Annotated in this window: 25 protein-coding genes; 5 read left to right on the forward strand and 20 right to left on the reverse strand. The window is 70.2% G+C overall.

Annotation, left to right across the window (positions count from 1 at the left end; all coding sequences use genetic code 11):
- Positions 1–504, reverse strand: coding sequence for an isoprenylcysteine carboxyl methyltransferase family protein (locus LCN96_RS43185; RefSeq protein ID WP_225268192.1), 504 nt, complete (start codon positions 502–504; stop codon positions 1–3).
- Positions 501–1,505 (reverse strand): type III polyketide synthase, encoded by a 1,005-nt coding sequence (locus tag LCN96_RS43190; protein ID WP_263657395.1) that lies wholly within the window; start codon positions 1,503–1,505, stop codon positions 501–503. Before LCN96_RS43190 ends, LCN96_RS43185 begins: the two co-directional genes overlap by 4 nt.
- 57 nt (positions 1,506–1,562) lie before the next feature.
- On the opposite strand from LCN96_RS43190, the gene LCN96_RS43195 reads away from it, so the two are divergent.
- Positions 1,563–2,534 carry a helix-turn-helix domain-containing protein gene (locus LCN96_RS43195; protein ID WP_225268194.1) on the forward strand — a complete coding sequence of 324 codons (972 nt, stop codon included), beginning with the start codon at positions 1,563–1,565 and terminating at the stop codon, positions 2,532–2,534.
- 157 nt (positions 2,535–2,691) lie between these two features.
- Here LCN96_RS43195 and LCN96_RS43200 read toward each other — a convergent pair whose 3' ends face one another.
- Positions 2,692–3,777, reverse strand: coding sequence for a methyltransferase (locus LCN96_RS43200; RefSeq protein ID WP_225268195.1), 1,086 nt, complete (start codon positions 3,775–3,777; stop codon positions 2,692–2,694).
- Positions 3,778–3,840: 63 nt separating this feature from the next.
- Positions 3,841–4,491 carry a TetR/AcrR family transcriptional regulator gene (locus tag LCN96_RS43205; protein WP_225268196.1) on the reverse strand — a complete coding sequence of 217 codons (651 nt, stop codon included), beginning with the start codon at positions 4,489–4,491 and terminating at the stop codon, positions 3,841–3,843.
- 22 nt (positions 4,492–4,513) lie between these two features.
- On the opposite strand from LCN96_RS43205, the gene LCN96_RS43210 reads away from it, so the two are divergent.
- Together LCN96_RS43210 and LCN96_RS43215 are read left to right on the forward strand one after the other, a co-directional pair.
- Entirely contained in the window at positions 4,514–4,918 is a 405-nt protein-coding gene (locus tag LCN96_RS43210) for an MFS transporter (RefSeq protein WP_225268197.1), read from the forward strand.
- 15 nt (positions 4,919–4,933) lie between these two features.
- A complete protein-coding gene (locus LCN96_RS43215; protein WP_225268198.1) occupies positions 4,934–5,149 on the forward strand; it encodes a hypothetical protein in 216 nt (71 codons plus the stop codon).
- On the opposite strand, the gene LCN96_RS43220 is transcribed toward LCN96_RS43215, so the two are convergent.
- The 4 genes from LCN96_RS43220 to LCN96_RS43235 all read right to left on the reverse strand — a co-directional run bounded on the left by LCN96_RS43220 (position 5,116) and on the right by LCN96_RS43235 (position 7,866).
- Entirely contained in the window at positions 5,116–5,295 is a 180-nt protein-coding gene (locus tag LCN96_RS43220) for a hypothetical protein (RefSeq protein WP_225268199.1), read from the reverse strand. The genes LCN96_RS43215 and LCN96_RS43220 overlap by 34 nt on opposite strands.
- Before the next feature lie 58 nt (positions 5,296–5,353).
- Complete coding sequence (locus tag LCN96_RS43225; protein ID WP_225268200.1) at positions 5,354–5,746, reverse strand: DUF3224 domain-containing protein; 393 nt, start codon at positions 5,744–5,746, stop codon at positions 5,354–5,356.
- Between the two features lie 36 nt (positions 5,747–5,782).
- Positions 5,783–6,565 carry an LLM class flavin-dependent oxidoreductase gene (locus tag LCN96_RS43230; protein WP_225268201.1) on the reverse strand — a complete coding sequence of 261 codons (783 nt, stop codon included), beginning with the start codon at positions 6,563–6,565 and terminating at the stop codon, positions 5,783–5,785.
- Between the two features lie 92 nt (positions 6,566–6,657).
- Complete coding sequence (locus tag LCN96_RS43235; protein ID WP_225268202.1) at positions 6,658–7,866, reverse strand: FAD-binding protein; 1,209 nt, start codon at positions 7,864–7,866, stop codon at positions 6,658–6,660.
- 80 nt (positions 7,867–7,946) lie between these two features.
- Here LCN96_RS43235 and LCN96_RS43240 point away from each other — a divergent pair, with 80 nt between their 5' ends.
- Complete coding sequence (locus LCN96_RS43240; protein ID WP_225268203.1) at positions 7,947–8,300, forward strand: PLD nuclease N-terminal domain-containing protein; 354 nt, start codon at positions 7,947–7,949, stop codon at positions 8,298–8,300.
- Here the strand turns inward: LCN96_RS43240 and araA are convergent.
- The 12 genes from araA to LCN96_RS43300 all read right to left on the reverse strand — a co-directional run bounded on the left by araA (position 8,297) and on the right by LCN96_RS43300 (position 22,902).
- Positions 8,297–9,751, reverse strand: coding sequence for an L-arabinose isomerase (gene araA / locus LCN96_RS43245; protein WP_225268204.1), 1,455 nt, complete (start codon positions 9,749–9,751; stop codon positions 8,297–8,299). The genes LCN96_RS43240 and araA overlap by 4 nt on opposite strands.
- The gene (locus LCN96_RS43250) at positions 9,748–10,395 is read right to left on the reverse strand and encodes an L-ribulose-5-phosphate 4-epimerase (protein ID WP_225268205.1); all 648 of its coding nucleotides are present in this window, start codon (positions 10,393–10,395) and stop codon (positions 9,748–9,750) included. The genes araA and LCN96_RS43250 overlap by 4 nt, the downstream gene beginning before the upstream one ends.
- Before the next feature lie 5 nt (positions 10,396–10,400).
- On the reverse strand, positions 10,401–12,038 hold the full coding sequence (gene araB / locus LCN96_RS43255) for a ribulokinase (protein WP_225268206.1): 1,638 nt from the start codon (positions 12,036–12,038) through the stop codon (positions 10,401–10,403).
- 37 nt (positions 12,039–12,075) lie between these two features.
- A complete protein-coding gene (locus tag LCN96_RS43260) occupies positions 12,076–13,089 on the reverse strand; it encodes a LacI family DNA-binding transcriptional regulator (RefSeq protein WP_225268207.1) in 1,014 nt (337 codons plus the stop codon).
- 34 nt (positions 13,090–13,123) lie between these two features.
- Positions 13,124–14,386: a multiple monosaccharide ABC transporter permease gene (gene mmsB, locus LCN96_RS43265; protein ID WP_225268208.1), complete on the reverse strand. Its 1,263-nt coding sequence runs from the start codon at positions 14,384–14,386 to the stop codon at positions 13,124–13,126.
- Positions 14,387–14,391: 5 nt separating this feature from the next.
- On the reverse strand, positions 14,392–15,921 hold the full coding sequence (gene mmsA, locus LCN96_RS43270; RefSeq protein WP_225268209.1) for a multiple monosaccharide ABC transporter ATP-binding protein: 1,530 nt from the start codon (positions 15,919–15,921) through the stop codon (positions 14,392–14,394).
- Between the two features lie 51 nt (positions 15,922–15,972).
- Positions 15,973–17,082: a multiple monosaccharide ABC transporter substrate-binding protein gene (chvE, locus tag LCN96_RS43275; protein WP_311132076.1), complete on the reverse strand. Its 1,110-nt coding sequence runs from the start codon at positions 17,080–17,082 to the stop codon at positions 15,973–15,975.
- Positions 17,083–17,274: 192 nt separating this feature from the next.
- On the reverse strand, positions 17,275–18,258 hold the full coding sequence (gene yjfF, locus LCN96_RS43280; RefSeq protein WP_225268210.1) for a galactofuranose ABC transporter, permease protein YjfF: 984 nt from the start codon (positions 18,256–18,258) through the stop codon (positions 17,275–17,277).
- Complete coding sequence (locus tag LCN96_RS43285) at positions 18,255–19,268, reverse strand: ABC transporter permease (protein ID WP_225268211.1); 1,014 nt, start codon at positions 19,266–19,268, stop codon at positions 18,255–18,257. Before LCN96_RS43285 ends, yjfF begins: the two co-directional genes overlap by 4 nt.
- Positions 19,265–20,719, reverse strand: a complete 1,455-nt coding sequence (locus LCN96_RS43290; RefSeq protein ID WP_225268212.1) for a sugar ABC transporter ATP-binding protein — start codon at positions 20,717–20,719, stop codon at positions 19,265–19,267. The genes LCN96_RS43285 and LCN96_RS43290 overlap by 4 nt, the downstream gene beginning before the upstream one ends.
- Before the next feature lie 145 nt (positions 20,720–20,864).
- Positions 20,865–21,851, reverse strand: coding sequence for an ABC transporter substrate-binding protein (locus LCN96_RS43295; RefSeq protein ID WP_225268213.1), 987 nt, complete (start codon positions 21,849–21,851; stop codon positions 20,865–20,867).
- A 70-nt stretch (positions 21,852–21,921) separates the two neighbouring features.
- Positions 21,922–22,902 carry a LacI family DNA-binding transcriptional regulator gene (locus tag LCN96_RS43300; protein ID WP_225276186.1) on the reverse strand — a complete coding sequence of 327 codons (981 nt, stop codon included), beginning with the start codon at positions 22,900–22,902 and terminating at the stop codon, positions 21,922–21,924.
- A gap of 229 nt (positions 22,903–23,131) precedes the next feature.
- Here LCN96_RS43300 and LCN96_RS43305 point away from each other — a divergent pair, with 229 nt between their 5' ends.
- The gene (locus LCN96_RS43305; RefSeq protein ID WP_225268214.1) at positions 23,132–26,512 is read left to right on the forward strand and encodes an alpha-L-arabinofuranosidase C-terminal domain-containing protein; all 3,381 of its coding nucleotides are present in this window, start codon (positions 23,132–23,134) and stop codon (positions 26,510–26,512) included.
- The last annotated feature ends 7 nt before the right edge of the window (positions 26,513–26,519 follow it).

Here is a 26,519-nt window from a genome sequence, read left to right on the forward strand (position 1 = left end):
CTAGTGTGCCAGCGCCGCGTTCTCCACCCGCACCCGAACGGTGAGGAGTATCGCATTCGTGATCGTGAACGCCAGCGCGGTGACCCAGGCCGTGTGCACCAGGGGCAGCGCGATGCCCTCCGCGACCACGGCGACGTAGTTCGGATGCCGCAGCCACCGGTACGGCCCCCGATGCACCAGCGGCAGCCCCGGCACCACCACGACGCGCGTGTTCCACTGGTGGCCCAGCGTGCGGATGCACCACCAGCGCAGGCCCTGCGCCACGACGACGACGGCCAGCATGGGCCAGCCCAGCGCCGGCACGAACGGCCTGCCGAGCAGCCACACCTCGGCCGGCGCCGCCGCCAGGAGCCCCACGTGGGCCAGCACGATCCAGGGGTAGTGCCCCCTGCCGCGCTCGATGCCGCCCCTGGCCCTGGCCCAGGCCAGGTTGCGCCTGGCCACGACGAGCTCGGCCAGCCGCTCCGCCACGACCAGGCCGATGAGCAACGCGTACGCGATCACCAGTGCAGCAGCAACAGCTCGGCGGAGAACCCCGGCCCCAGCGCCATGAGCACGGCCGGAGCGCCCGGCCTGCCACGGGTCTCCTGGAGCACGTGCAGCACCGAGACCGACGACAGGTTCCCGTGCTCGCGCAGGGAGTTCCACGTCACGTCCAGCGCCTTGGCCGGCAGGCCGAGCGTCTCCACGATCTTCTCGATCACCTTCGGGCCGCCGGGATGGCAGACCCAGGTGGCGACCTGCTCGGGGGTCAGGCCGTAGTCGGCCAGGAACGCCTTGATGTCGGCGGCGAGCACCTGCTCCACGAACGCCGTCAGGTCGGCGTCCAGCACGATGCGGAAGCCGTGCTCGCCCACCTCCCAGCCCATCAGGTGCTCGGTGTCGGGGTAGAGCCGGCTGCGGGTGGCGACGACCTCGGGGCCGGGGCCGCGCCCGGTGGCGACGACGGCCGCCGCGCCGTCCCCGAACAGGCCGCTGGCCACGAGGTTGGCGATCGAGGTGTCGTCGCGCTGGATGGTCAGCGAGCACAGCTCCACGCACACCAGCACCGCCACGTGGTCGGGCCAGCCGCGCAGGTAGTCGTGCAACCGGGACAGCCCGGCCGCGCCGGCCGCGCAGCCCAGGCCGAACACCGGCACCCGCTTCACGTCCGGCCGCAGCCCCATCCGCTGGGCCAGCTTGGCGTCCAGCGAGGGCGTGGCCACGCCCGTGGTGGAGCAGAACAGCAGGTGGTCGACCTTCTCGGGGCGCACGTCCGCCTTGCGCAGGGCGCCCGCCAGGGCCCGTTCGCCGAGCTCCAGCGCCAGCTCGACGTAGGCGTCGTTGGCACGCGCGAAGGAGTCGAGCTTGGCGTAGTCGGCCAGCGGCAGCGCCAGGTTGCGGCCGCGGACCCCGGTGGCCTCGTGGAATCGCCTCAGCAGCTCCTCATCGCATTCGGTCAGCCGGGAGAACGCCTCGGTGATCTCCGCCTGCTCGTAGCGATGATCGGGCAAAACGGTCTGCACTCCCGAAATATGCATATATCTCTCCTGCCGCGGAGAGGCTCCGGCTAACATGCGGGCATGCTGCTGCCCCCTCCCGCCAGGCTCCATCGGGTCGCTGTACTGGCCTTCGACGGGATGGCGCCCTTCGAGCTGGGCTGCGTCGTCGAGCTGTTCGGTCTGCCCAGGCCCGAGCTGGAGGTCCCCTGGTACGAGCTGACGGTCTGCGCGGAGACGCTCGAACCGCTGCGCGTGGTCGGCGGGTTCACCATGACCGCCGGGCACGGGCTGGAGGCGCTGGAGCGGGCCGACACCGTGATCGTGCCCGGCGTGGCCGACGTCCGCGGGCCCGTCTCCGGGCCGCTCATCGGCGCCTTGCGGGCGGCGTACGAGCGGGGCGCGCGCATGGTGTCCGTCTGCTCGGGAGCGTTCGCGCTGGCGGCGGCCGGCCTGCTCGACGGGCGCCCGGCCACCACCCACTGGCGCTACGCCGACCTGCTCCAGGAGCGGTTCCCCGCCGTCCTGGTCAACCCCTCGGTCCTGTACGTGGACGACGGCGACGTGCTGACCAGCGCGGGCAGCGCCGCGGGGCTCGACCTGCTGATCCACCTCGTGCGCCGCGACCACGGGCCGGGCGTGGCCAACACCGTGGCCCGCCGCCTCGTCGTACCGCCGCACCGGGAGGGTGGCCAGGCCCAGTTCATCCAGGCCGCGGTCACTTCCGTCGGGGACGACGACGCCGTGGGCCGGGCGATGGCGTACGCCATGGAGCATCTGGCCGAGCCTCTCACCGTGGCCGACTTGGCCGGGGTGGCGCACATGTCGGAGCGGACGTTCATCAGGCGGTTCAAGCTGCGGACCGGGACGAGCCCGCTGCGGTGGGTCATCTCGCAGCGGGTGGCGGCCAGCCTGCCTCTACTGGAGTCCACGGGGGCGCCGGTGGAGGAGATCGGGGCGGCGGTGGGCTTCGAGAGCCCGGTGACCTTCCGGCATCACTTCACGCGCGCCATGCGCACCTCGCCTTCGGCCTACCGCAAGGCGTTCAGCGCCTGACCCCTCACCTTGCCCGCCCGCCGCCGCACCTCGCTCCACACGCCCGCGAACGCACTCCCGCCGCCGCAGCCCGCTCCACACACCCGCGAACGCCCGCCCGCCGCCGCATGCCCGCGACAGCGCGTCCTCGACCTGGCGCCTCCGGCCCAGGGGCCCGTCAGCGGGCGAGCCGCCAGAGGGAGGTCACCTCGGCGGCGCGGGCCGCGTGCAGCGGGTCGTCCGCGTCGGCGGCCCGCCGGTGCCGTGGGGTGACGTCCAGCCGCCCCGCCACCCGCAGCCCCGCCTGCTCGAACTCCCCCAGCAACTCCCCCCTGCTCCGCAACCCCAGGTGCTCGGCCAGGTCCGACAGGATGAGCCACCCCTCCCCGTCCGGCTCCAGATGCTCGGCCAGCCCGCCCAGGAACCCGCGCAACATCCGCCCGTCCGGATCATAAACGGCGTGGTCGAGCGGCGAGAGCGGCTTGGCGGGCAACCACGGCGGGTTGCAGACGACCAGCGGCGCGCGCCCCGGCGGGAACAGGTCGGCCCGCACCACCTCCACCCGGTCGTCCAGCCCCAGCCGGGCCAGGTTGTCGCCGGCGCACTCGACGGCCCGCCGGTCGAGGTCGGTGGCCACGACGTGGCGGACGCCGCGTCTGGCGAGCACGGCCGCCAGCACCCCGGTGCCGGTGCCGACGTCGAAGGCCAGCCGGTCGCCCGGCAACGGCGCCTCGGCGACCAGATCGACGTACTCGCCCCTGATCGGGGAGAACACGCCGTGGTGCGGATGCACGCGGGCGCCGAGCGCCGGCACGTGCACCCCCTTCCTGCGCCACTCGTGCGCGCCGATCAGGCCGAGCAGCTCGCGCAGCGGCCCGACGGCGGGCGGGGCGCCCGGGCCGAACACCTCGGCGCAGGCCTCCCGTACGTCGGGTGCCCTGCGCAGCGGCACCACATGGCCCTCGGCGTAGGGGATGAGCAGCATGCCGAGCGTGCGGGCGCGCTGGGACTGCGCCTGCCGGTGCCGGTGGAAGCCGCTGCCGGGCGCGGCGGGCTTGCAGCGCCGACCCATGGCGGCCAGGAGCTGCCTGGCGCCCTGGAAGTCGCCGCGCCACAGCAGCGCGGTGCCCTCGCAGGCCAGGCGGTAGGCGGTGGCGGCGGTCATGCGGTCATCGGCGACGACGACCTGACTGGGTGGCGGCGCGCCGAGCGCGGAGCGCCAGGCCGCCGAACGCTCCTGCCCCGCCTCGGTCCATCGGATCATCGTCCCCTGACCGTTTCACGGACCCCATCCCCGCGGCCACCGCTTTTCCGGCACCAGGACCGTTCAGGGGCCGCCTCGCGGAAGCAGCCCGTCGGCCAGCGCGCGCACCCCCTTGACGTAGGTGTCGCGGGTGGTCAGCTCGCCCCACCGCGCCCCCACCTCGCTCAGCCGGGGAAACTCGGCGGCATCCAGCCCGGCGAACACCCGCTCCCGATAGGTCGTCCCGCCCTCCTCGTGCCGCGCGCGGGCCGCCGCCCTGGCGGAGATCTCACCGGCCGTGTAGTGCCAGACGATCCGGTACGCGTCCACGGCCTCCGCCATCGTCAGCCCGGCCCGCACGGCGGCGTCGACGATCTGCTCCGGATACCACAGCGCCCCCACGGAGAGCAGGTCGTCGGCCCTGAGCACGTCCACGGCCCACGGCCGCCCGGACAGCGCCTCGTGCATGGCGACGGCGGCGGCCACCAGCCGTTCGCGCGGCTCCTCGGGCAGCTCCGGTCTCGGCAGGGAGGCGGCGTAGGCGTCGAGCAGCAGCAGGAGCAGCTCGTCCTTGTCACGCACGTGGTGGTAGAGCGCCATGGCCGTGCTGCCGACCTCCTTGGCCAGCCGCCGCATGGTCAGCCCGGCCACGCCGTCCTGCTCGATCACCCGGTTGGCGGCGGTCACGATCTCGGCCCGGGAGATCTTCGGCGGTCGTCCTGTACGCGTCGGCATCCTGCCATGCTACTTTCTATACATGTATAAAAACTCGTGGGCCGTCGCGGTGCTCGCTTTCGGAGTGGCCGTGGGGACCCTGCAGATGACCGTGGTGGTGCCGCTGCTCCCAGGGCTGGAACGCCTGCTGGGCGTCACGCCGACCACCGCCTCCTGGGCACTGACCGCCGGCCTGCTGTCGGGCGCGGTGTCGATCCCGCTGCTGTCGCGCCTCGGCGACATGTACGGCCGGCGCCCGGTGTCGCTGGTCGCCCTCGGCCTGCTCGTCGCCGGCCCGCTGATGCGCCGCTTCACCGCCTCCTCGCTGGTGGCGGCCGGCTCGTTGCTGGTGGCGGTCGCCGCGCTCTGGCTGGCCGTGTCCAGGTCTTCTGGAGCCGACCTGTACGGCGCCGCCACCGTGCTGGGCCTGGGCGTCGGCCTCGGGTAAGCGGCGCTCGGCACCATGGCGGTCGAGCACGTGGAGCCCGCCAAGACGGCGGCGGCCGGCGGGATCAACGCCCTGGTCAGGGTCGTCGGCAGCAGCGTGGCCGGCGCGGTGGGCGCGGCGGTCCTGTCGGGCGGCGGCGCCGGCTGGAGCTTCGGCGTGGCGGCGGCCGGCCTGCTGGCCGCGCTCTTCTCAGCGTTCTACGGGACGTTCTCACGAAAGGCGCGGGCATGACGGCGACCGGAGCCGCCGGACGGCCAGGCGCTCTTCGGCAGGTACGCCGACACCTTCCTGGTCAGCTCGAACGCCTCGCGCTCCGACGCCGCCACCTGGTCCCAGCCGGGGTTGTGGGGCACGTACGTGCGCCCGTGGTCCTCCAACTGCTTGAGACGACGCGATCCTCCCGCTGACGTACCGGCTGGTCGATACGTCAGCTGATCAGAGCGTGTAGTCGAAGGTGTAGGAGTGACCTCCGTCGGGGCCGATGACGATGTCCATCTCGCCCCTGAGCCCGCGCAGCTCGCCCGTCCCCGAGTCGGCCACGACCCTGATGCGCAGCGTCTGCTCCCCGTCGTCGCTGGTGGCGTCGTGCTGGACGACGAAGCTGCCCGGACGCCCGTCCAGGGTGCCCTCGATGCGCTCCAGCGCCACGTACGAGCGCGACTCCGTCACCGGCGTGGTGGCGATCAGCATGGTGACGAGGCTGGTGCCGGTGAGGTCGCCGGAGAAGGTCTTGGTCAGCGTCACCACGCCCTGAGTGATGCCGTCGCGGTCGTCGTAGGACGGCTGCGGCGTCCAGTTCGCGGTTTCGAAGGTGCCCTTTGCGGTCATGGCACTCATCCTGCCGGGCGTACCTGTCAGATCCCGTCAGGTACCGGCGAGCCGTTCCACGACGGGCGCGAGAGCGTCCATGAACTGCGCGTTCACCGACACGTAGGAGATCCCGAGATGGTCGCGGCGGCGCAGCAGCGTGTCGGTCATCTCCGCGACCGTGCCGGTGAGGATGCCGGTGCCGGTGCGGCCGAAGCGCTGCAGCGCCCAGCCGGGCGGCTCGGCCCCGGCGCAGGCCAGGTTCATGGCCAGCTCCAGGTGGTGGAAGCGGTCGCCTGCCAGCTCGTACAGCTCGTCGAGCTTGGCCGCGACCTGCTCCTCGGTGTAGTGCGGCGGCACGCCCAGCGCGACCGTGTCGGCCTTGGCAGCGGCCAGCCGCAGCAGCTTCGTCCCCGAGGCGGCGACCAGGATCCGCACGTCCTGGACGGCGTCGATGGTCCGCGAGAGCCGCTCGATGCGCTGGCTGGGCGTGCCGAACCGCACACCCAGCGCCGCCGCGTCGCCCTCGGCGTCGGGCCGTCCGGCGCCCAGGCCCAGCTCGAACCGGCCGCCGGTGAGCTTGTGCAGGGTGGCGCTCTCCCACGCGACGGCCTGCGGCGTGCGGTTGGGGACGCTGAGCACGTACGTGCCGACGCGCAGCGTCGTGGTGGCCGTGGCCGCCGCCGCGGCGGCCGAGAACGGCGAGAGCGTGCCGAGCGTGTCGGGCACCAGCAGGGTCGAGTAGCCCAGGCCCTCCGCCCGGCGGGCCAGGCCGGTCCACGCGCCGGCGTCGGGGGCCTGCCCGGCTACCGCGCCGAATCTGAACGGGTGATCGGTCATGGCCCATACGATGGCCGACAGGCCGGGTGCGTGACATCGTCCCCCGGACCGGTGACCCGCTACATCCGGGGGCGCATGCCCTCCTCGGGGTGCTACTCCCCCAGCAGTACCCGGGTGAAGTCGTTGGCGAACTTGCCCGCCGGGTCGAGCCGGTCGACCAGCGAGCGGAAGGAGCCGGGGCACTCCGGCCAGCGGGTGAACAGCTTGCCCCAGTGCGGGATCGGCCCGAACGGCGCCAGCGTCTCCTCCACCAGCTTCAGCACCGGCATCACCGCGGCCACGTCCTTGACCCAGGTGAAGTGGATGCCGACGCTGTCGCGCCCGTTGAAGGGGCTCAGCCACAGGTCGTCGGCGGCGATCGAGCGCACCTCGGAGATCTGCAGCACCGGCCGGATGCGGTCGCCGATCGCGAACAGCTCGCGCAGCGCCTTGACCGCGTGCTGCCTGGGCAGCAGCAGCTCCGACTGCAGCTCGTCGCCGGCGCCGCTGGGCGGGTAGTCGGCGCGGAAGTGCGGCAGCCGCTCATACCAGGGGCCGGGCACGCCGAGCTGGCCCGTGCAGCTGTCGGCCGGCATGGCCGGCAGGGGGTGGCGGGGGCCGTCGGCGGGGGTGGTGCCGTACCAGTCGGGGGTGGTCAGCTCCTCCTCGCGCTTGAGCCAGACGCGGGTGTCGCGGTAGTCGGTGAAGAGGCTGACGCTGTAGCCGCTGGACATGATCTCGTCGAAGTGCGCGAGCGCGTCGGGGCTCAGCCCCTCGCGCACGTATTGGCGCAGCTCGAAGGCGGGTACGAGGTCCAGCGTGAGCGAGGTGACGACGCCGAGGGCACCCACCGACACCACGGCGCCGGGGAAGTCGGCGTCGCCGCGCGAGAGCGACAGCAGCGAGCCGTCGGCCGTGACCAGCTCGATGCCCGACACGGCGGCGGCCAGGCCGCGCACGGCGTCGCCCGAGCCGTGCGTGCCGGTCGCGACCGAGCCGGCGACGGAGATGTGCGGCAGCGAGGCCAGGTTCGCCAGCGCGAAGCCGGCCTGGTGCAGCAGCGGCGCCAGCGTCGCGTACGTCATGCGCGCGCCGACCCGCACCGTGGCCGCCGCGCTGTCGATCTCCACCAGCTCCGGCATCCGGTCCAGCACCACGAGGTCGCCGGTGGTGTCGGCGACGCCGTTGAAGGAGTGCCCGCTGCCCAGGGCCCGCACGCGGGCGCTGGCCGCGACGAGCCGCCGCAGCTCGTCGAGCGAGGTCGGATGGTGTACGTCTTTCGCGCGGAATGTGGTGTTTCCAGCCCAATTGCTCAGCGTCACGGCCTTACCTTCCCACAGCTCCACCTTGTCAGCCCGTCCGGGTGCCGCTAGTTTCAGGTGCCGCCGACCGGAGGTTCGCCGTGCTTCTACTGTCCCAGGCCGTCGGCCTGGTCACGCTCGTGCTCTGGCTCTACTGCGTCTTCGACGTGATCACCACGCCCGAGGCCGTGTGCCGCAACCTGCCGAAGATCGGGTGGATCCTGATCGTGCTGCTGTTCCCGCTCATCGGGTCCGTCGCCTGGCTGGTGGCGGGCCGCCCCGAGCGGGCCCAGGCCGCGCGGTCGCGGCCGAGCGCCTTCCCCGAGTACGACCGCCCCGGCCGCTTCGCCGCCACCAACCCCGATGACGACGAGGAGTTCCTGCGCCGCTGCCGCGAACGCGCCGAGGAGCAGCGCAGGAACGCCCCCAAGAAGTCTGCCGAAGGGGAGGCCTAGAAGCCCTGGGCCAGGCGGTAGTACGCCTGGTTCCAGCGCAGCTCCTTGGCGAACTGCTCGGTGGTGGTGCCGGCGTCGATGACGACCAGCTCCACGCCCAGCATCTCGGCCAGGTCCACCAGCTCCTCGCGGCCGACCGCCTTGGACAGCACGGTGTGGTGCGGGGCGCCGGCGGTCAGCCACGACTCGGTGGAGGTGCGCAGGTTCGGGCGCGGCTGCCACACGGCGCGGGCCACCGGCAGCTTGGGCAGCGGCTGCGGCGGGGTCACCACGTCGATCTCGTTGGCCACCAGGCGGAACCGGTCACCCATGTCGGCCAGGCCGATCACGATGCCGGGGCCGGGCTCGGCGTCGAACACGAGCCGCACCGGGTCCTCCCGGTTGCCGATGCCGAGCGGGTGGATCTCGCACGACGGCGTGCCGGCGGCGATGGACGGGCAGACCTCCAGCATGTGGGCGCCGAGGATCAGCTCGTTGCCCGGCGTGAGGTCGTAGGTGTAGTCCTCCATGAACGACGTGCCGCCCGGCGTCATGGCCTTGAGGGTGCGCAGCAGCACCGAGGTCTTCCAGTCGCCCTCGCCGCCGAAGCCGTACCCGTCGGCCATCAGCCGCTGCACGGCCAGGCCGGGGAGCTGGCGCAGGCCGCCGAGGTCCTCGAAGTTGGTGGTGAACGCCTTGAAGCCGCCCGACTCCAGGAAGGCCCGCAGGCCCAGCTCGATTCTGGCGGCGTAACGCAGCGACTCGTTGCGCTCGCCCAGCAGCTCGGGCGCCACGACGTACTGCTCGGCGTACTCCTTGACCAGCGCCGTCACGTCGGCGTCGGAGGCCGCGTCCACGGCCTCGACCAGGTCGTTGACGCCGTAGGTGTTGACCGAGACGCCGAAGCGGAGCTGCGCCTCGACCTTGTCGCCCTCGGTGACCGCCACGTCGCGCATGTTGTCGCCGAAGCGGGCCAGCTTGAGCGTGCGCACCTCGGCCAGGCCCTTGGCGGCGCGCAGCCACGACAGGATGCGCTCGCCCACGGCCGGGTCGCTGACGTGCCCGGCCACGGTCTTGCGCGGCACGCCGAGCCGGGTCTGGATGTGCCCGAACTCGCGGTCGCCGTGCGCGGCCTGGTTCAGGTTCATGAAGTCCATGTCGATGGTGGCCCACGGCAGCTCGACGTTGGCCTGCGTGTGCAGGTGCAGCAGCGGCTTGCGCAGCGCGTCGAGCCCGGCGATCCACATCTTGGCCGGGGAGAACGTGTGCATCCACGCGATCACGCCGGCGCACGAGTCGTCGGCGTTGGCCTCCAGCATGATCCGCCGGATGGCCGCCGCGTCGGTCAGGACGGGCTTCCACTCCACCGGCATGGGGAGCTGCTCGGCGATCCGCTGGGACTGCTCGGCCACCTGCTGCAGCGTGTCCTCGCCGTAGAGTCCCTGACTGCCGGTCAGAAACCAGATGTTCAACGCGGGCTCCTCTGTCCGTAGACGTTCTGATAGCGGTCGTACAGGCGGTCGATGTCGGCCTGCGCGATGGGCAGCGGGTCGCCGAGCTGGCGGGCCACGTGCACCGTACGGGCCACGTCCTCGCACATCACGGCGGCCTTCACCGCGGCCTTGGCGTCCTTGCCGATGCTGAACACCCCGTGGTTCCGCATCAGGACGGCCTTGGAGCGGTGACCCTTGAGCGTCTCGACGATGCCCTGGCCGATCGAGTCGTCACCGATCAGCGCGAACGGGCCGATCGGGATCTCGCCGCCGAACTCGTCCGCCATCGCGGTCAGCACGCACGGGATGGCCTCGCCGCGGGCGGCCCAGGCGGAGGCGTAGGTGGAATGGGTGTGCACGACGCCGCCCACCTCCGGCATGTTGCGGTAGACGTAGGCGTGCGCGGCGGTGTCGCTGGACGGCGAGTGCTCGCCCTCCACCAGGTTGCCGTCGAGGTCGCACACCACCATGTTCTCCGGCGTCAGCTCGTCGTAGGAGACCCCGGAGGGCTTGATGACGAACAGGTCCTCGCCGGGGACCCTGCCGGAGACGTTGCCGGCCGTCCAGACCACCAGGTTGTAGCGGACCAGCTCGGCGTGCAGATCGGCGACGATCTTCCTCATGTCCATCAAGCCTGTGCCTCGTTCCTGATCGCGCGCAGCGCGTGCAACATCTGTCCGTCTCCGAAGAAGTCGTGGAGCCTGCGGTACTCGGCGTAGAGCCGGTCGTAGGCGTCGGCGCGGGCCTCGTCCGGCACGTACGCGTTCTCGGTGCGCTTGCCCATGGCCGCGGCGGCCTCCTCGATGGAGGCGTACTCGCCGGCGGCGACGGCCGCGTGGATGGCCGAGCCGAGCGCGGGGCCCTGGTCCGAGGCGATGATCGACAGCGGGCGGCGCAGCACGTCGGAGTAGACCTGCATGAGGAAGCGGTTCTTCAGCAGGCCGCCGGCGACGATGAACTCCTCGACCGGCACGCCCGACTTCTCGAACGTCTCGACGATCATGCGGGCGCCGAACGCGGTGGACTCGATGAGCGCGCGGTAGACGTCCTCGGGCTTGGTGGCCAGGGTCTGGCCGATGATCACGCCGGAGAGGTTGTGGTCCACCAGCACCGAGCGGTTGCCGCCGAACCAGTCGAGGGCGACCAGCCCGTGCTGGCCCACGGCCTGCTTCTCGGCCAGCTCGGTCAGGCGCTCGTGCCCGTCGGGGCCGAAGTTGTCGACGAACCAGGCGAAGATGTCGCCCACCGCGGACTGGCCGGCCTCGTAGCCCCACAGGCCCGGCACGATGCCGTCCTGGACGACGCCGCACATGCCCGGCACCTCGGCGAGCTGGTCGCTGGGCATGATGTGGCAGGTGGAGGTGCCCATGATGGCCACCATCTGGCCGGGCCGCACCGCGTCGGCGGCGGCGGCCGTGACGTGCGCGTCCACGTTGCCGACGGCCACGGCGGCGCCCTCGGGGATGCCGGTCCACTCGGCCGCCCGCGCGGTCAGGCGCCCGGCCAGGCCGCCCAGCGGGGCCAGCGTGACCTCACCCACCTTCTCGCCGACCGCGCCGGTGGCGAGCTTGCCGACGAAGCCGGCGAAGCCCAGGTTCAGCTCGGCCAGGTACTCCTCCGACGGGTAGCCGCCGTCCTGGAAGACGCCCTTGTAACCGACCGTGCAGATGTTGCGGCTCTCGACGCCGGTGAGCTGCCAGATGATCCAGTCGGCCGCCTCGATCCAGCGCTCGGCCCTGGCGTAGACCTCGGGGGCCTCCTCCAGCACCTGCAGCGCCTTGGCGAACTCCCACTCCGAGGAGATCTTGCCGCCGTAGCGCGGCAGCCAGCTCTCGCCCCGGCGCGCGGCCAGCTCGTTGATCCGGTCGGCGTGCGGCTGGGCGGCGTGGTGCTTCCACAGCTTGGGCCAGGCGTGCGGCTCGGCCGGCGTCTCGAAGCACAGCGGCGTGCCGTCGGCCGTGGTCGGCAGGACCGTGCAGGCCGTGAAGTCGGTGCCGATGCCGATGATCTCCTCGGCCGGCACCCCGGCGGCGGCGATCGCCTGGGGGACGGCGATCCGGATCACGTCGATCCAGTCCTGCGGCGACTGCAGCGCCCAGTCCGGCCCCAGGCGCACCTCGGTGCCCGGCAGGGTGTGCTCGATGACGCGGTGCTCGTACTCGTGGACAGCGCTGCCCAGCTCCGCGCCGTCACTCACCCGTACGACGACGGCACGCCCTGAGAGCGTGCCGAAGTCCACTCCTACGACGTATTTGTTAGCGCTCACATTGAACTCCAGGGATTGTCGGGGGCATGCTCATCATCTACCGGATGAGCGCCGTACTCGACCTGACGACGAAGCTGGGACGCACGACCAGCCGCTCGTACGCGGCATGGCCGAGGTCGATCTGCCGCAGCAGCACCTCGATGCAGTGCCGGCCCACCACGTCGAAGTCCTGCCTGACCGTGGTGAGCGGCGGCGAGAAGAACTCCGACTCGGGGATGTCGTCGAAGCCCACCACGCTGATCTGCTGGGGCACCCGCACCCCCTTCTCCGACAGGGCGCGCAGCACACCCAGGGCCATCTGGTCGTTGGCGGCGAACACCGCCGTGACGCCGTCCATCGCGGCCAGGCTCTTGCCCGCCTCGTAGCCGGCGCGCGGGCTCCAGTCGCCTGCCAGCGGCTCGGGCACCGGCCGGCCCGCCTCCTCCAGCGCGGCGCGCCAGCCTTCGAGCCGCCCCTCGGTCTCCAGCCAGTCGTGCGGGCCGCTGACGTGGTAGACCGTCTCGTGGCCCTGGTCGAGCAGGTGCCGCGTGGCCAGCTTGGCACCTTCCATCTGGTCGATGCACACCACCGACACGTCGGCCCGGTGCGTGCCCTCGACCGCCACCGCCGGCAGGCCGGACGGCAGGCTCTCCAGGGCACGCCCGGCCGAGCGCTGCGGGGCGACCACCACCACGCCGTCCACGCCCTGCTCGGCCAGGTAGTCGATGGCGTCGCGCACGGTGTCGGCGTCGATCGACTTCAGGCTGACGATGCTGACGAAGTAACCCGCGGTCCTGGCCGCCTGCTCGATGCCGTAGATGGTGCTGGCGGGGCCGTACAGCGTGGTGTCGAAACTGACCACGCCGAGGGTCCTCGAGCGCTTGGTGACCAGGGCGCGGGCCACGAGGTTGCGCCGGTAGCCCAGCCGGGTGATCGCCGCCTCCACCCGGGCGCGGGTGTCGGCCCGGACGTTGGGATGGTCGTTGAGCACCCGGGAGACCGTCTGATGCGACACGCCCGCCTCCTTGGCCACGTCGGCCATGACCGGCAGTCGGCGCTTGGGTGTCGTCACGGTCTCTCCTTTCCGCTGAGCTCCGGGGATCTTACTAGCGAGCGGCCCCTGCCCGGCGCTTCGTCCACACGTCGAACGCGACCGCCGCCAGGAGCACGATGCCCTTGACGAGCATGACCCGCTCGCTGGGCGAGCCGATCAGGGACATGCCGTTGTTGATCACCGCCATGATCAGGCCGCCGGTGATGGCGCCCACGACCTTGCCGACGCCGCCCTGGACGGCCGCGCCGCCGATGAAGGCCGCCGCGATGGCGTCCAGCTCGAAGCTGTTGCCCGCCGTGGGGCCCGCCTGGTTGAGGCGGCCGGCGAAGATGATGCCGGCGATGGCCGACAGCACGCCCATGTTCACGAAGATCCAGAACACGACCGACTTGACCTTCACGCCGGACATGACCGCCGCCTGCAGGTTGCCGCCGATCGCGTAGATCTGGCGGCCGAAGACCGTGCGGTTGGCCATCATCGAGTAGCCGAGCACGAGCACCGCCAGCAGGACCAGCACCCACGGGAGGTTCTTGAACCGGGCGAGCTGCACGACCAGGAAGAGGATGATCGCCGCGCCCGCCGCCAGCTTCAGCCAGAACAGCGCCATCGGCTCGACCGACTGGCCGTAACCCTTGCGGGCGTTCCTGGTGCGCAGCTGGGCGCTGACCATGCCGGCGATCGCGACGACGCCGATCAGCAGGCTGAACAGGTCGGCGCCGCCGAGCGGGCCGAGGCCGATGTTGCCGAGATAGCCGTCGGTGAAGCCGTTGGCCAGCGTGCGGACCTGGTCGGGGAACGGGCCGATGCCCTGGTTGCCCAGGACGGTCATCGTCAGCGCCCGGAACAGCAGCATGCCGGCCAGGGTCACGATGAAGGCCGGGATGCCGAAGTAGGCGATCCAGTAGCCCTGCCAGGCTCCGATGAGCGCGCCGGCCAGCAGCGTGGCCCCCAGGGCCAGCGGCCACGGCCAGCCCATGTTCACCATGAGCACCGCCGCCAGCGCTCCCGTGACCGCCACCACCGAGCCGACCGACAGGTCGATGTGCCCGGCGATGATGATCAGGATCATCCCGATCGCGAGGATCAGGACGTAGGAGTTCTGGACGATGATGTTCGAGATGTTCTGCGGGGTGAGCAGCGCGCCGTCGGTCAGGATCGAGAACAGCACGATGATCGCCGCGAAGGCGATGTAGATGCCGCTGGATCGCAGGTTGAGTGACATTCCGCCGAACGACACCCGGCCAGGCTGCCGCGGCCCTCCCCCGTCGCCGCCCGTGGTGCCGACCTTCACATCGGCGGGCGTGATGCTGCTCATCAGAGCTACTCCTGTCCCTTGGTCATGAGGTGCATGAGGCTTTCCTGGGTGGCCTCCTGGCGGGGAACCTCGCCGGTGATGCGTCCTTCGGAGAGTGTGTAGATGCGGTCGCACAGGCCGAGCAGCTCAGGCAGCTCGGAGGAGATCACCAGCACGGCCTTGCCCTCGTCGGCCAGGCGGTTGATGATCGTGTAGATCTCGTACTTGGCGCCGACGTCGATGCCGCGCGTGGGCTCGTCGAGGATGAGCACGTCCGGCTCGGTCATGATCCACTTGGACAGCACGACCTTCTGCTGGTTGCCGCCGCTGAGCTGGCCCACGACGCTGTTGACGCTGGGCGCCTTGATGTTCATGCTCTTGTGGAACTCCTCGGCGACCCGGTATTCCTCGTTCTCGTTCACCCAGCCGCGCTTGGCCAGGCTCTGCAGCCCCGCCGCGCTGATGTTGGTCTTGATGTCCTGGATGAGGTTGAGCCCGTACCGCTTGCGGTCCTCGGAGGCGTAGGCGATGCCGTGGTGGATCGCGTCCTGGACGTTGCGGATCTCGATCGGCTTGCCGTCCTTGAAGACCTTGCCGGAGATGCGCACCCCGTACGTGCGGCCGAACAGGCTCATCGCCAGCTCGGTGCGCCCGGCGCCCATCAGCCCCGCCAGGCCGACGATCTCGCCCCGGCGCAGCGTGAGCGCGGCCCCGTCGACGACCTTGCGGTCCGGCTGGCTGGGGCTGTAGACCGTCCAGTCCTCGATGCGCAGCGCCTCCTCGCCGATCGTCGGCTCGTGCGGCGGGTAGCGGTTGTCGAGGGCGCGGCCGACCATGCCGGCGATGATGCGGTCCTCGGTGACGTGGTCGGTGGCCATGTCCAGCGTCTCGATCGTGCGGCCGTCACGGATGATCGTGACGGCGTCGGCGATCGCGGTCACCTCGTTGAGCTTGTGCGAGATGATCACGCAGGTGATGCCCTCGTCGCGCAGCCCGCGCAGCAGGTCCAGCAGGTGAGCGGAGTCGTCGTCGTTGAGCGCCGCGGTGGGCTCGTCGAGGATGAGCAGCTTCACCTCCTTGGACAGGGCCTTGGCGATCTCGACGAGCTGCTGCTTGCCCACACCGATGTCGGAGATGGGCGTCGTCGGGTTCTCCCGCAGGCCGACGCGCTTCATCAGCTCGGCGGCCTCGTAGTTGGTGCGGTTCCAGTCGATGATCCCGCGCTTGGCGCGTTCGTTGCCGAGGAAGATGTTCTCCGCGATCGACAGCTGAGGGCTCAGCGCCAGCTCCTGGTGGATGATCACGATGCCGGCGTGCTCGCTGTCGCGGATGCCGCCGAACTCGCAGCGCTTGCCCTCGAAGAAGATCTCGCCCTCGTAGTCGCCGTGCGGGTAGACCCCGGACAGCACCTTCATCAGCGTCGACTTGCCGGCGCCGTTCTCGCCGCAGATGGCGTGGATCTCGCCGCGGCTCACCGAAAGGTTGACGTCCTGCAGCGCCTTGACGCCGGGGAACGTCTTGGTGATCCCGCTCATCCGCAAGATGTGCTCGGTCATATCCCCTCGCTCAGGAAAGGCCCCGGGGACCTGGTCCCCGGGGCCGACCCCCTACTTGAGCTGGTCCTCGGTGTAGTAGTTGCCGCCGATGATGACGTCCTTGTAGTTGGACTTGTCGACGATCACCGGGTCGAGCAGGTACGAGGGCACGACCTTGTTGCCGTTGTCGTAGTCCTTGGTGTTGTTCACCTCGGGCTGGCCGCCCTTGAGCACGGCGTCGGCCATCTTCACCGTCTGCTCGGCGAGCTTGCGGGTGTCCTTGAAGATGGTGGAGTACTGCTCGTCGGCGACGATCGACTTGACCGACTGCAGCTCGGCGTCCTGACCGGTCACGATGGGGTACGGCTTGCTGTAGCCGGAGCTCTTCAGCGCCGACAGGATGCCGATGGACAGGCCGTCGTAGGGCGACAGCACACCGTCGACCTTGGTGCTACCGGTGTAGGTCTTGGTGATGATGTCCTCCATGCGCTTCTGCGCCGTGGCGGGGTCCCACCGGAGGATGGCGGCCTGCTTGAAGTCGGTCTGGCCGCTGGCGATCTTCAGGGTGCCGTCGTCGATCTTCGGCTGGAGCACCGACATGGCGCCGTTCCAGAAGAACGTGGCGTTGTTGTCGTCGGGCGAGCCGCCGAACAGCTCGACGTTGAACGGGCCCTTCTTGCCGTCCTCGACGCCCAGGCCCTTCAGCAGCGAGGTCGCCTGCTGCACGCCGACCTTGAAGTTGTCGAAGGTGGCGTAGTAGTCGACGTTCGGGCTGTTGCGGATCAGCCGGTCGTAGGCGATGACCGGGATCTTCGCGTCGGCGGCCTGCTGGAGCTGCGAGGTGATCGCGGTGCCGTCGATCGAGGCGATGATCAGGAGCTTGGCGCCCTTGGTGATCTGGTTCTCGATCTGGTTGGCCTGGGTGGGGATGTCGTTCTCGGCGTACTGGAGGTCGACCTTGTAGCCGAGCTGCTCGAGCTGCTTCTTGACGTTGTCGCCGTCGTGGATCCAGCGCTCGGAGGACTTGGTGGGCATGGTGACGCCGATCAGGGCGCCCGCGTTGCCGGCGGCCGCGGAGGCGGAGGCCTCCTGGTCAACGGTCTTCGTGCTCGAGCCACAGGCCGTCATGGTCGCGGCGAGCGCGATGGCGGACACCACGCCCCCGATTCGTCCCAACCTCATATGCATCCCTTTCGAGGTCGCGGCAGGCGCAGGACGCGGCGGCTGCCGGATGATAAGTGGGGGATTCGATCACCGAACGTGACGAATCAGAACAAAGTTCGCACTCGTTTCCGCTGATTGTTATCGCTAACAAAGTCTATGTCAACGCTCGGACATAACCTCACAGAAACTTTCAGGTAACTTTCGCGCAGGTCAGCGGCGTGAGCGGGCCGAGAACAGGCGCTGCAGCAGGATGAAGACGAAGAGCAACATTCCGATGAAGATCTTGGTCCACCACGACGACAGCGTCCCTTCGAAACTGATGATCGTTTGAATCAGGCCCAGCACGAGCACCCCGAGCACGGTCCCGAGCACGAAGCCGCTGCCACCGGTCAGCAGGGTCCCGCCGATGACCACCGCGGCGATCGCGTCCAGCTCCATGCCCACGGCGTGCAGGCCGTAACCGGAGAGCATGTAGAACGACAGCAGCACGCCTCCCAGCGCCGAGCAGAAGCCGCTGATCGTGTAGACGGTGATCTTCGTCCGCCCCACGGGCAGCCCCATGAGCAGCGCCGACTGCTCGTTGCCGCCCGTCGCGTAGACCGAGCGGCCGAAGCGCGTGTAGTGCAGCACGTACACCGCCACCAGCACGACCAGCACCGCGACGAGCACGCTCGGCGAGATCCACAGGTCCGCGAACAGGTCGATCCTGGTCTGCGCGAACGCCGTGAACGTGGCGTCCTCGATCGGGATCGAGTCCGTGGCGATCGTGTAGCACAGCCCCCGCGCCAGGAACATCCCGGCCAGCGTCACGATGAACGGCTGGATGTCGAAGGCGTGCACGATGTAGCCCATCACCAGCCCCAGCCCCGACCCGATGAGCAGCACCAGCGGCACCACCAGGTACGGCGGCCACCCCGGGCCCGCCATCAGGCTGGCCGAGATCATGGTGGACAGCGCCACCACCGACCCCACCGACAGGTCGATGCCCCCGGTGAGGATCACGAACGTCATCCCGATCGCGACCACCAGCAGGAAGGCGTTGTCGATGAAGACGTTCAGCAGCACCTGCCCGCTGGCGAAGCCCTCGTACCGGATCCCGCCGACCACGAACATGGCCGCCAGCAGGCACGCTGTCACCAGCACGGGCAGGTACTTGGCCGGGATCGAGGCCCTGCCCACCGTCAGCGCCGTCACGCGGACACCCTCACCTTCTCCTCAGGGGCAGGGCTGGCGGGAGTCGCCCGCCCGCGCCTGCCGAACACCTTCGCGCGGAAGGACGGCGACTGGATGAGGCAGACCGCGGTCACGACCAGCGCCTTGAACAGCAGCGTCGTCTCCGGCGGCACCCCGATGGAGTAGATCGTGGTGGTCAGCGTCTGGATGATCAACGCGCCCAGCACGGTGCCGCTCAGCGAGAACCGGCCGCCGGCCAGCGACGTGCCGCCGATCACCACGGCCAGGATCGCGTCCAGCTCGATCCACAGGCCCGCGTTGTTGCCGTCGGCGCTGGACACGTTCGAGCTGATCATCAGTCCGGCCACGCCCGCGCACAGGGCGGCGAACGCGTAGACCATGATGAGGATCCCGCGGGACCTGATCCCCGCCAGCCTGCTGGCCTCGGCGTTGCTGCCGACCGACTCGATCAGCATGCCCAGCGCCAGCCGCCTGGTCAGGAACGCGCTGATCGCCAGCACCCCGATCACGATGAGGATGCCGAACGGCACGGTCAGCCAGTAACCGCCGCCGATCACCTTGTACGCCGGGCTGTTGACGGTGATGATCTGCCCGTCGGTGATGAGCTGGGCCAGCCCGCGCCCCGCCACCATGAGGATGAGCGTGGCGATGATCGGCTGGATGCCGACGACCGCGACCAGGAACCCGTTCCACAGCCCCAGCGCCAGGCAGAGCGCCAGCGCCAGCACCACGGCGGTGAACACGCTCGCGTCCTGGCTGATCTGCAGGCAGGCCAGCGCGCCCGCGATCGCCACCACCGAGCCGACCGACAGGTCGATGCCGCCGGTCGCGATGACCAGCGTCATGCCCAGCGAGACCAGGATCAGCGGGGCGCCGAAGCGCAGGATGTCGATCAGGCTGCCGTACAGGTGGCCGTCCTTGACCTCGATCGAGAAGAAGCTGGGCGTGAAGAACACGTTCAGCACCAGCAGCAGGACCAGCACCACGGCCGGCCACAACAGGCGTCTCACGATGCCCGCCCTCCGCTCGCGATGGTCTCCATCAGCACGTCACTGGTGAGCGCCGCGTCGTTGGGCAGCTCGGCCACCAGCCGGCGGTCCCGCAGCACCTGCACCTTGTGGCTGAGCCGCAGCACCTCCTCCAGCTCGGCGGAGATGAACAGCACCGCCATCCCGCCGTCCGACAGCTCGGCCACCAGGCGCTGGATCTCCGTCTTCGCGCCGACGTCGATGCCGCGGGTGGGCTCGTCCAGGATGAGCAGCCGGGGCTCCAGGATCAGCCACCTGGCCAGCACCACCTTCTGCTGGTTGCCGCCGCTGAGGTCGCGCACCAGGTGCTCCGGGTTGGGCGGGCTGATCTTCAGGGCCTTGATGTACCTGTCGACCAGCTCGTCCTGCTGGTCCCGGGGCACCGGCCTGGTCCAGCCTCTGGTGGCCTGCAGGGCCAGGATGATGTTCTCGCGCACGGTGAGGTCGGGGATGAGCCCGTCGGCCTTGCGGTTCTCCGAGCAGAACGCGATCTTCTGCGTCATGGCCGCGCGTGGCGTGCGCAACGACTGCGGCGTCCCGCCGACCGCGATCTCGCCGGTGCTCGCGTGGTCGGCCCCGAACAGCAGCCGGGCGATCTCCGTACGGCCGGAGCCGAGCAGCCCCGCCAGGCCCACGACCTCGCCCTCGTGGATGGTCATGCTGAACGGCTCGATCGCCCCGGTACGCCCCAGCCCGCGCGCCTCGACCAGCGGCCGGTCGAACACCTTGGCCTCGCCGTGCAGCCGCTCCAGCACCGCCAGCTCCTGGCCGATCATCTTGGCGACCAGCTCGACCTGCGGCAGCTCCCGCGTCAGGTACTCCCCGACGAGCCGCCCGTTGCGCAGGATCGTCATCCGGTCGGAGATCTCGTAGATCTGGTCGAGGAAGTGCGAGACGAACAGGATGGCGATGCCCTCCTCCTTCAGCCGTCTCATCACCCTGAAGAGCTGCTGCACCTCGTCGGCGTCGAGGCTGGACGTCGGCTCGTCCAGGATCAGCACCCTGGCCTCGATGTCGATCGCCCGCGCGATGGCCACCATCTGCTGGATGGCCAGCGAGTACGACGACAGCGGCGCCGAGACGTCCAGGCTCAGCTCCAGCCGCGACAGCAGCTCACCGGCCCTGGCCCGCATCCGCTTCCAGGCGATGCGGCCTGGCTTGCGGGGCTCGCGGCCGAGCAGGATGTTCTCGGCCACCGACAGGTTCGTGCAGAGGTTGACCTCCTGGTAGACCGTGCTGATCCCGGCCTGCTGGGCCTCCAGGGGGCTGCCGAAGGCGACCTTCGCCTGGTTGAGCTCGATGGTGCCCGCGTCGGCGGGATAGACGCCGGTGAGCACCTTGATCAAGGTGGACTTGCCCGCGCCGTTCTCTCCCATCAGCGCGTGCACCTCGCCGGGCAGCAGCCGCAGGTCCACTCCGTCCAGGGCTCTCACCCCCGGAAACTGTTTGCCGATCCCGCTCATCGTCAGAACCGGCGCGGATACCGCCATCCGCCTTCCCTTCCGTGATGGCGGCCCGGTGTCCCGGGCCGCCTCACCTCGTCCCTACGCCCGCACCGGCTCCGCGTCCAGCGCCGGCTCAGTATTGGCGGGTGGACAGGACCTGCTTGGCCTGCTCCTGGGTGAACGTGGTCTCCTCGGTCACCACCCGGGCGGGCACCTGCTCGCCCTTGACGACCTTCTTGGCCAGGTCCATCAGCTGCGGGCCGAGCAGCGGGGAGCACTCGACGATGAAGTTGATCTTCCCGTCGGCCAGCGCCTGCATGCCGTCCTTCACCGCGTCCACAGTGATGATCTTGATGTCCTTGCCCGGCACCTTGCCCGCGCCCTCGATGGCCTCGATCGCGCCCAGGCCCATGTCGTCGTTGTGCGCGTAGAGCACGTCGATGTCCGGCTGGGACTTCAGGAAGGCCTCCATGACCTCCTTGCCCTTGGCCCGGGTGAAGTCACCGGTCTGCGAGGCGACGATCTGGAACTTCGCCTCGGCCCCGATGACCTCGGCGAAGCCCGCCTTGCGGTCGTTGGCCGGGGCCGAGCCGGTCGTGCCCTGCAGCTCGACGATGTTCACCTTGTCGGTGGTGTCCTTGTACTCCTCCACCAGCCACTGGCCGGCCTTCTTGCCCTCCTCGACGAAGTCGGAGCCGAGGAAGGTCTTGTACAGGGAGGTGTCCTTGGAGTCCACGGCCCGGTCGGTCAGGATGACCGGGATCTTCGCGTTCTGCGCCTCCTTCAGCACCGTGTCCCAGCCCGACTCCACCACCGGCGAGAAGGCGATGACGTCCACCTTCTGCTGGATGTAGGAGCGGATGGCCTTGATCTGGTTCTCCTGCTTCTGCTGGGCGTCGGAGAACTTGAGCGTGATGCCCGCGTTCTTCGCCGAGTCCTGCACGGACTTGGTGTTCGCGGTCCGCCAGCCGCTCTCCGCGCCGACCTGGGAGAAGCCCATGGTGATCGACTCGTCACCGCCGCCTGTGCCCGCGGTGGTGGTGCCGCCACCGCTGCCGCACGAAGCCACCGACATCGCGGTGAGACCGGCGAGCAATATCGCCGAGATCCTCTTGAACACGTGGGGGGTTCCCTTCTCATGTGAACGCTAACAACCCGAGTCGGGCGCCAGCGCGTCCTGCCTTCCGGCGCTAGGGCCGGGCCGTGCTGACCCTCGGTACGAAGGTGGGCGGCACCACGAGCCGCTCCCGCGCCTGCGGGCCGCCTTCGAGCTGCCGTACGAGCACCTCGATGCTGTGCCTGCCCACCGCGTCGAAGTCCTGCCTGATGGTCGTGAGCGGCGGCGAGAAGAACTCCGACTCGGGGATGTCGTCGAAGCCGACCACGCTCACCCGCTCGGGCACTCTCACCCCCTGCTCGGTGAACGCCCGCAGCACACCCAGCGCCATCTGGTCGTTGGCGACGAAGACCGCGGTCACGTTCCTCATGCTCGCCAGGCTGCGCCCCGCCTCGTATCCCGAGCGCGGGCTCCAGTCACCGGCCAGCGGTCGCGGGGCCTCGCGGCCCGCCTGCTCCAGCGCGGCCCGCCACCCGGCCACGCGCCCTTCGGCCTCCAGCCAGTCGGAGGGCCCGCTGACGTGCCAGACCGTCTCGTGCCCCAGCGACAGCAGGTGCTCGGTGGCGAGCCTGCCGCCCGCGACCTGGTCGACGCAGACCACGGACACGTCGCCCGCCTCGCCGCCCTCGACGGCGACGGTGGGCACGCCGAGCGGCAGGTCGGCCAGGGCCTGGGCGGCCGAGCGCTGCGGCGCGACCACCACGATGCCGTCCACGGCCTGGTCGGCCAGGTAGTCGAGGGCATCGCGCACGCCGGCCCTGTCGATGGACTTGAGGCTGACGATGCTGACGAAGTAGCCGGCGGCCCTGGCCGCCTGCTCGATGCCGTAGACCGTGCTGGCCGGGCCGTACAGCGTGGTGTCGAAGCTGACCACTCCGAGCGTTCTGGAGTGCTTGGTGACCAGGGCACGAGCGACGAGGTTGCGGCGGTAGCCGAGCTTGTCGATCGCCTCGAGCACCCGCGTACGGGTCTCGCTGCGCACGTTCGGATGGTCGTTGAGCACGCGGGAGACCGTCTGATGCGACACGCCGGCCTCCTTGGCCACGTCGGCCATGACCGGCAGGCGGCGCCCCAGGGTGGATCCCACTGCCGTGCTCCTTTCCTGGCTTGGCCCCGACTGTGAACGCTAACAACCCGTGTCGTCAATAGGCCGCCGCATTACGGTCGGGTTACACGGATGGGTCTTGACTCCCGGGCTGAGCACTCCTTACGTTGTCGCCGATCGCCGTTGTTAACGCTCACTTGGTTGTTAACGCTAACAACACTTGAGGAGCCCCCCGCTCATGTTGCGCATCGCCTTATCCGCCCTGCTCCTGGCCGGTCTGCTGAGCGCGCCACCGGCCATCGCGGCGGCTGATCCCCTCCCGGACGGCGCCGTCGTGGACCAGTTCGACGGCACCACGCTCGGCGAGGACTGGACCGTGCTGTCGCCCGACGACTCCCGCTGGAGTCTGTCCGGCGGCGCCCTGCACCTCGACACCCTGACCGGCGACACCCACCAGGGCACCAACAACGCCAGGAACCTCTTCCTGGTGGACGTGCCCGACGGGGACTTCGAGGTGGTCACCGAGCTGAGCGCCCCGGTCTCCCTCGACTACCAGAGCGCGGGCCTGCTGGCCTGGCAGGACTGGGACAACTACGTCCGCGCCGGGCTGGCCCACGTCGGGTTCGCGGGCGGGCCGGTGATCGAGACGGCCACCGAGGTCGGCGCCGCCTTCACCTCGGCCTTCGCGGCCAGGCCCGGCTCCACGGCCGAGACGCTCAAGCTGGCCAGGACCGGCGACGAGTTCACCTCCTCCTACTGGGACGGCACGGCCTGGGTGCAGGCGTCCAAGCTGACCGCCAAGCTCAAGATCGGGCAGGTCGGGCTCTTCGGGCTGTCGGCGCAGAACGGCACCTCCATGCGGGCCGGCTTCGACTACCTCGCGATCAAGGCGGCCGAGGGGGCGGCCGTGGTCCCGGACGGGCCGTTCACCCTGCGCGCGGGGGCGGCGCCGTACCTGACGGCCGACCGCTCCGGCGTCGTACGGGTCTCCGCGAAGGCGCCCATGACAGGGCTGGTCCTGAAAGCCGAGGCCGGCGCGCTCAAGGACGTCGAGAGCGGCAGGTACCTGCAAGCCACCACCCCGGTCCGGCTGGGCACGCAGGCCGTGCCCTTCCAGCTCAAGGACGCGGGCGGCGGCAAGGTCACGCTCTCCTCCGGCGGGCAGGGCGTCGCGGTCACCGACGGCAGGCTCGTCCTGGGCGCCGGCGCCACGAAGTTCCGCGTCGAGGGCTACACCACGGGCGAGCTGAGCGTCGACACCCGGGCCAGGGGCACCGAGGTCAGCCCCAACCTGTACGGCGTCTTCTACGAGGACATCAACCACGCCGCCGACGGCGGGCTCTACGCCGAGCTGGTGCAGAACCGCTCGTTCGAGTTCAACTCCGTCGACGAGCCCTCCTACACGGGCCTGACCGCGTGGAGCGAGGCGGAGCGCGGCGCGACCGTCACGCCCGTCGTCACGGGCGAGCAGCCGCTGAACACCAACAACCGCAACTACCTGCGGCTCGACGTGACCGGCGCGGGCACGGCGGGCGTCGTCAACGCCGGCTTCAACCGCGGCCTGCCGCTGGCCGCGGGCGAGCGTTACGACTTCTCCGTGTGGGCCAGGCGCGCCGAGGCCGGGCCGCTGACGGTCACCGTCGAGGACGGCACCACCGTGCTGGGCAAGGTCACCATCCGGGTCAGGGCGGGCGGCTGGGCGAAGTACCGGGCCTCCTTCACCGCCTCGGCCACCACCGACGCCGGGCGCCTGGTCGTGCAGGCCCCCGCCGGGCGGACCGACCTGGACATGGTCTCGCTGTTCCCCCGCGACACCTTCAAGGGGCACGGCATGCGGACCGACCTGGCCGAGCTGATCGCGGGCCTGAAGCCGCGGTTCCTGCGCTTCCCCGGCGGCTGCGTCACCAACGTCGGCACCTACGAGCCGTACGCGGAGACCGGCGACCGGCGCCGCATCTACCAGTGGAAGGAGACGATCGGCCCGGTCGAGGAGCGGCCGACGAACTTCAACTTCTGGGGCTACAACCAGAGCTACGGCATCGGCTACTACGAGTACTTCCAGTTCGCCGAGGACCTCGGGGCCGAGGCGCTGCCCGTGCTGTCGGTGGGCGTGAACGGCTGCGGCGAGAACCGGCCGCTGACCGATGAAACCAAGCTGGCGCGCTGGGTGCAGGACACCCTCGACCTGATCGAGTTCGCCAACGGGCCGGTCACCTCGCCCTGGGGCAGGAAGCGGGCCGAGCTGGGGCATCCGAAGCCGTTCGGGCTGGAGTACATCGGGCTCGGCAACGAGGAGATCTATCCGGAGTTCTTCACCAACTATCCGAAGTTCGCCGACGCGATCCGGGCCGAATATCCCGACATAAAGATCATCAGTAACTCGGGGCAGACGTCGCAGGGCGCCTGGTTCGACCGCATGTGGCAGTTCGCCCGCGATCAGCGGGCCGACCTGGTCGACGAGCACTACTACAACAACCCCGACTGGTTCCTGGCCAGCAACCACCGCTACGACACCTACGACCGCGAGGGGCCGAAGGTGTTCGTGGGCGAGTACGCCTCCAGGGGCAACACGTTCTTCAACGCGCTGGCCGAGGCGTCGTACATGACCGGGCTCGAACGCAACTCCGACGTGGTGGAGCTGGCCTCGTACGCGCCGCTGCTGGCCAACGTGGACTACGTGGACTGGACGCCGGACCTGATCTGGTTCGACAACGACCAGGCGTACGGGTCGCCGAGCTACCACGTCCAGCGCCTGTTCTCCACGAACGTGGGCGAGCGCGTGGTGCCCAGCACGTTCGAGGGCCAGGAGCAGCCCGTCGAGGACATCAAGGGCGCGATCGGCCTCGGCGCCTGGAACACCGCGGTCCGCTACGACGACGTCAAGGTCACCGCGGCCGACGGCACCGTGCTGCTGGCGGACGACTTCTCCGCTGGCGCCGGCGCGTGGACGCCGGGCCCGGGCACCTGGGCGGTGCAGGACGGCGCCTACGCGCAGACGGCGCAGGTGGAGGACGCCAGATCCACGGCCGGCTCCGCCGACTGGTCGAACTACACGATCGAGGTCACCGCACGCAAGACCGCGGGCGCGGAGGGCTTCCTGGTGATGTTCGGCGTGCGCGACACCGGCAACTTCTACTGGTGGAACGTCGGCGGCTGGAACAACACCCAGTCGGCCATCGAGAAGGCCGTCGACGGCGGCAAGTCCTCGATCGCCACCTCCGCCACCACGGTCGAGACCGGCCGCGACCACCGGCTGAAGGTGCAGGTCAGCGGGCGCCGGATCACGACCTGGCTGGACGGGCAGCAGATCAACGACTTCGTGGACAGCTCCCGCGTCGAGCCGCTCTACCAGGTGGTCTCCAGGGACGGGAAGTCGGTGACGCTGAAGGTCGTCAACGCCCAGGACACGGCCGTGCGCAGCACCGTGGACCTGGGCGCCGCGCGGTTCAGGCCGACGGCCACGGTCACCTCGCTGACCGGCGCCCCGTCGGACACGAACTCGATCGCCGACCCGGACCGGGTGGCGCCGGTGCGGCGGCAGGTGAGCGGCTTCTCCCACGCCTTCACCTACGACTTCCCCGCGTACTCGGTGACGTTCATCGAGCTCACCGAGCGGTAGCGGCGAG

Origin of the sequence: Nonomuraea gerenzanensis (assembly GCF_020215645.1) — a bacterium.
Taxonomy (GTDB): Bacteria; Actinomycetota; Actinomycetes; order Streptosporangiales; family Streptosporangiaceae; genus Nonomuraea; species Nonomuraea gerenzanensis.

Bases quoted from the DNA above. Each gene is read 5' to 3' on its own strand.
- LCN96_RS43200 (WP_225268195.1), bottom strand. From the start codon at position 3,777: ATGATCCGATGGACCGAGGCGGGGCAGGAGCGTTCGGCGGCCTGGCGC.
- LCN96_RS43205 (WP_225268196.1), bottom strand. From the start codon at position 4,491: ATGCCGACGCGTACAGGACGACCGCCGAAGATCTCCCGGGCCGAGATC.
- LCN96_RS43210 (WP_225268197.1), top strand. From the start codon at position 4,514: ATGTATAAAAACTCGTGGGCCGTCGCGGTGCTCGCTTTCGGAGTGGCC.
- LCN96_RS43300 (WP_225276186.1), bottom strand. From the start codon at position 22,902: ATGGCCGACGTGGCCAAGGAGGCCGGCGTGTCGCATCAGACGGTCTCC.
- LCN96_RS43215 (WP_225268198.1), top strand. From the start codon at position 4,934: ATGGCGGTCGAGCACGTGGAGCCCGCCAAGACGGCGGCGGCCGGCGGG.
- mmsA (WP_225268209.1), bottom strand. From the start codon at position 15,921: ATGACCGAGCACATCTTGCGGATGAGCGGGATCACCAAGACGTTCCCC.
- LCN96_RS43195 (WP_225268194.1), top strand. From the start codon at position 1,563: ATGCTGCTGCCCCCTCCCGCCAGGCTCCATCGGGTCGCTGTACTGGCC.
- LCN96_RS43250 (WP_225268205.1), bottom strand. From the start codon at position 10,395: ATGAGGAAGATCGTCGCCGATCTGCACGCCGAGCTGGTCCGCTACAAC.
- LCN96_RS43230 (WP_225268201.1), bottom strand. From the start codon at position 6,565: ATGACCGATCACCCGTTCAGATTCGGCGCGGTAGCCGGGCAGGCCCCC.
- LCN96_RS43225 (WP_225268200.1), bottom strand. From the start codon at position 5,746: ATGACCGCAAAGGGCACCTTCGAAACCGCGAACTGGACGCCGCAGCCG.
- chvE (WP_311132076.1), bottom strand. From the start codon at position 17,082: ATGAGGTTGGGACGAATCGGGGGCGTGGTGTCCGCCATCGCGCTCGCC.
- mmsB (WP_225268208.1), bottom strand. From the start codon at position 14,386: ATGAGCAGCATCACGCCCGCCGATGTGAAGGTCGGCACCACGGGCGGC.
- LCN96_RS43305 (WP_225268214.1), top strand. From the start codon at position 23,132: ATGTTGCGCATCGCCTTATCCGCCCTGCTCCTGGCCGGTCTGCTGAGC.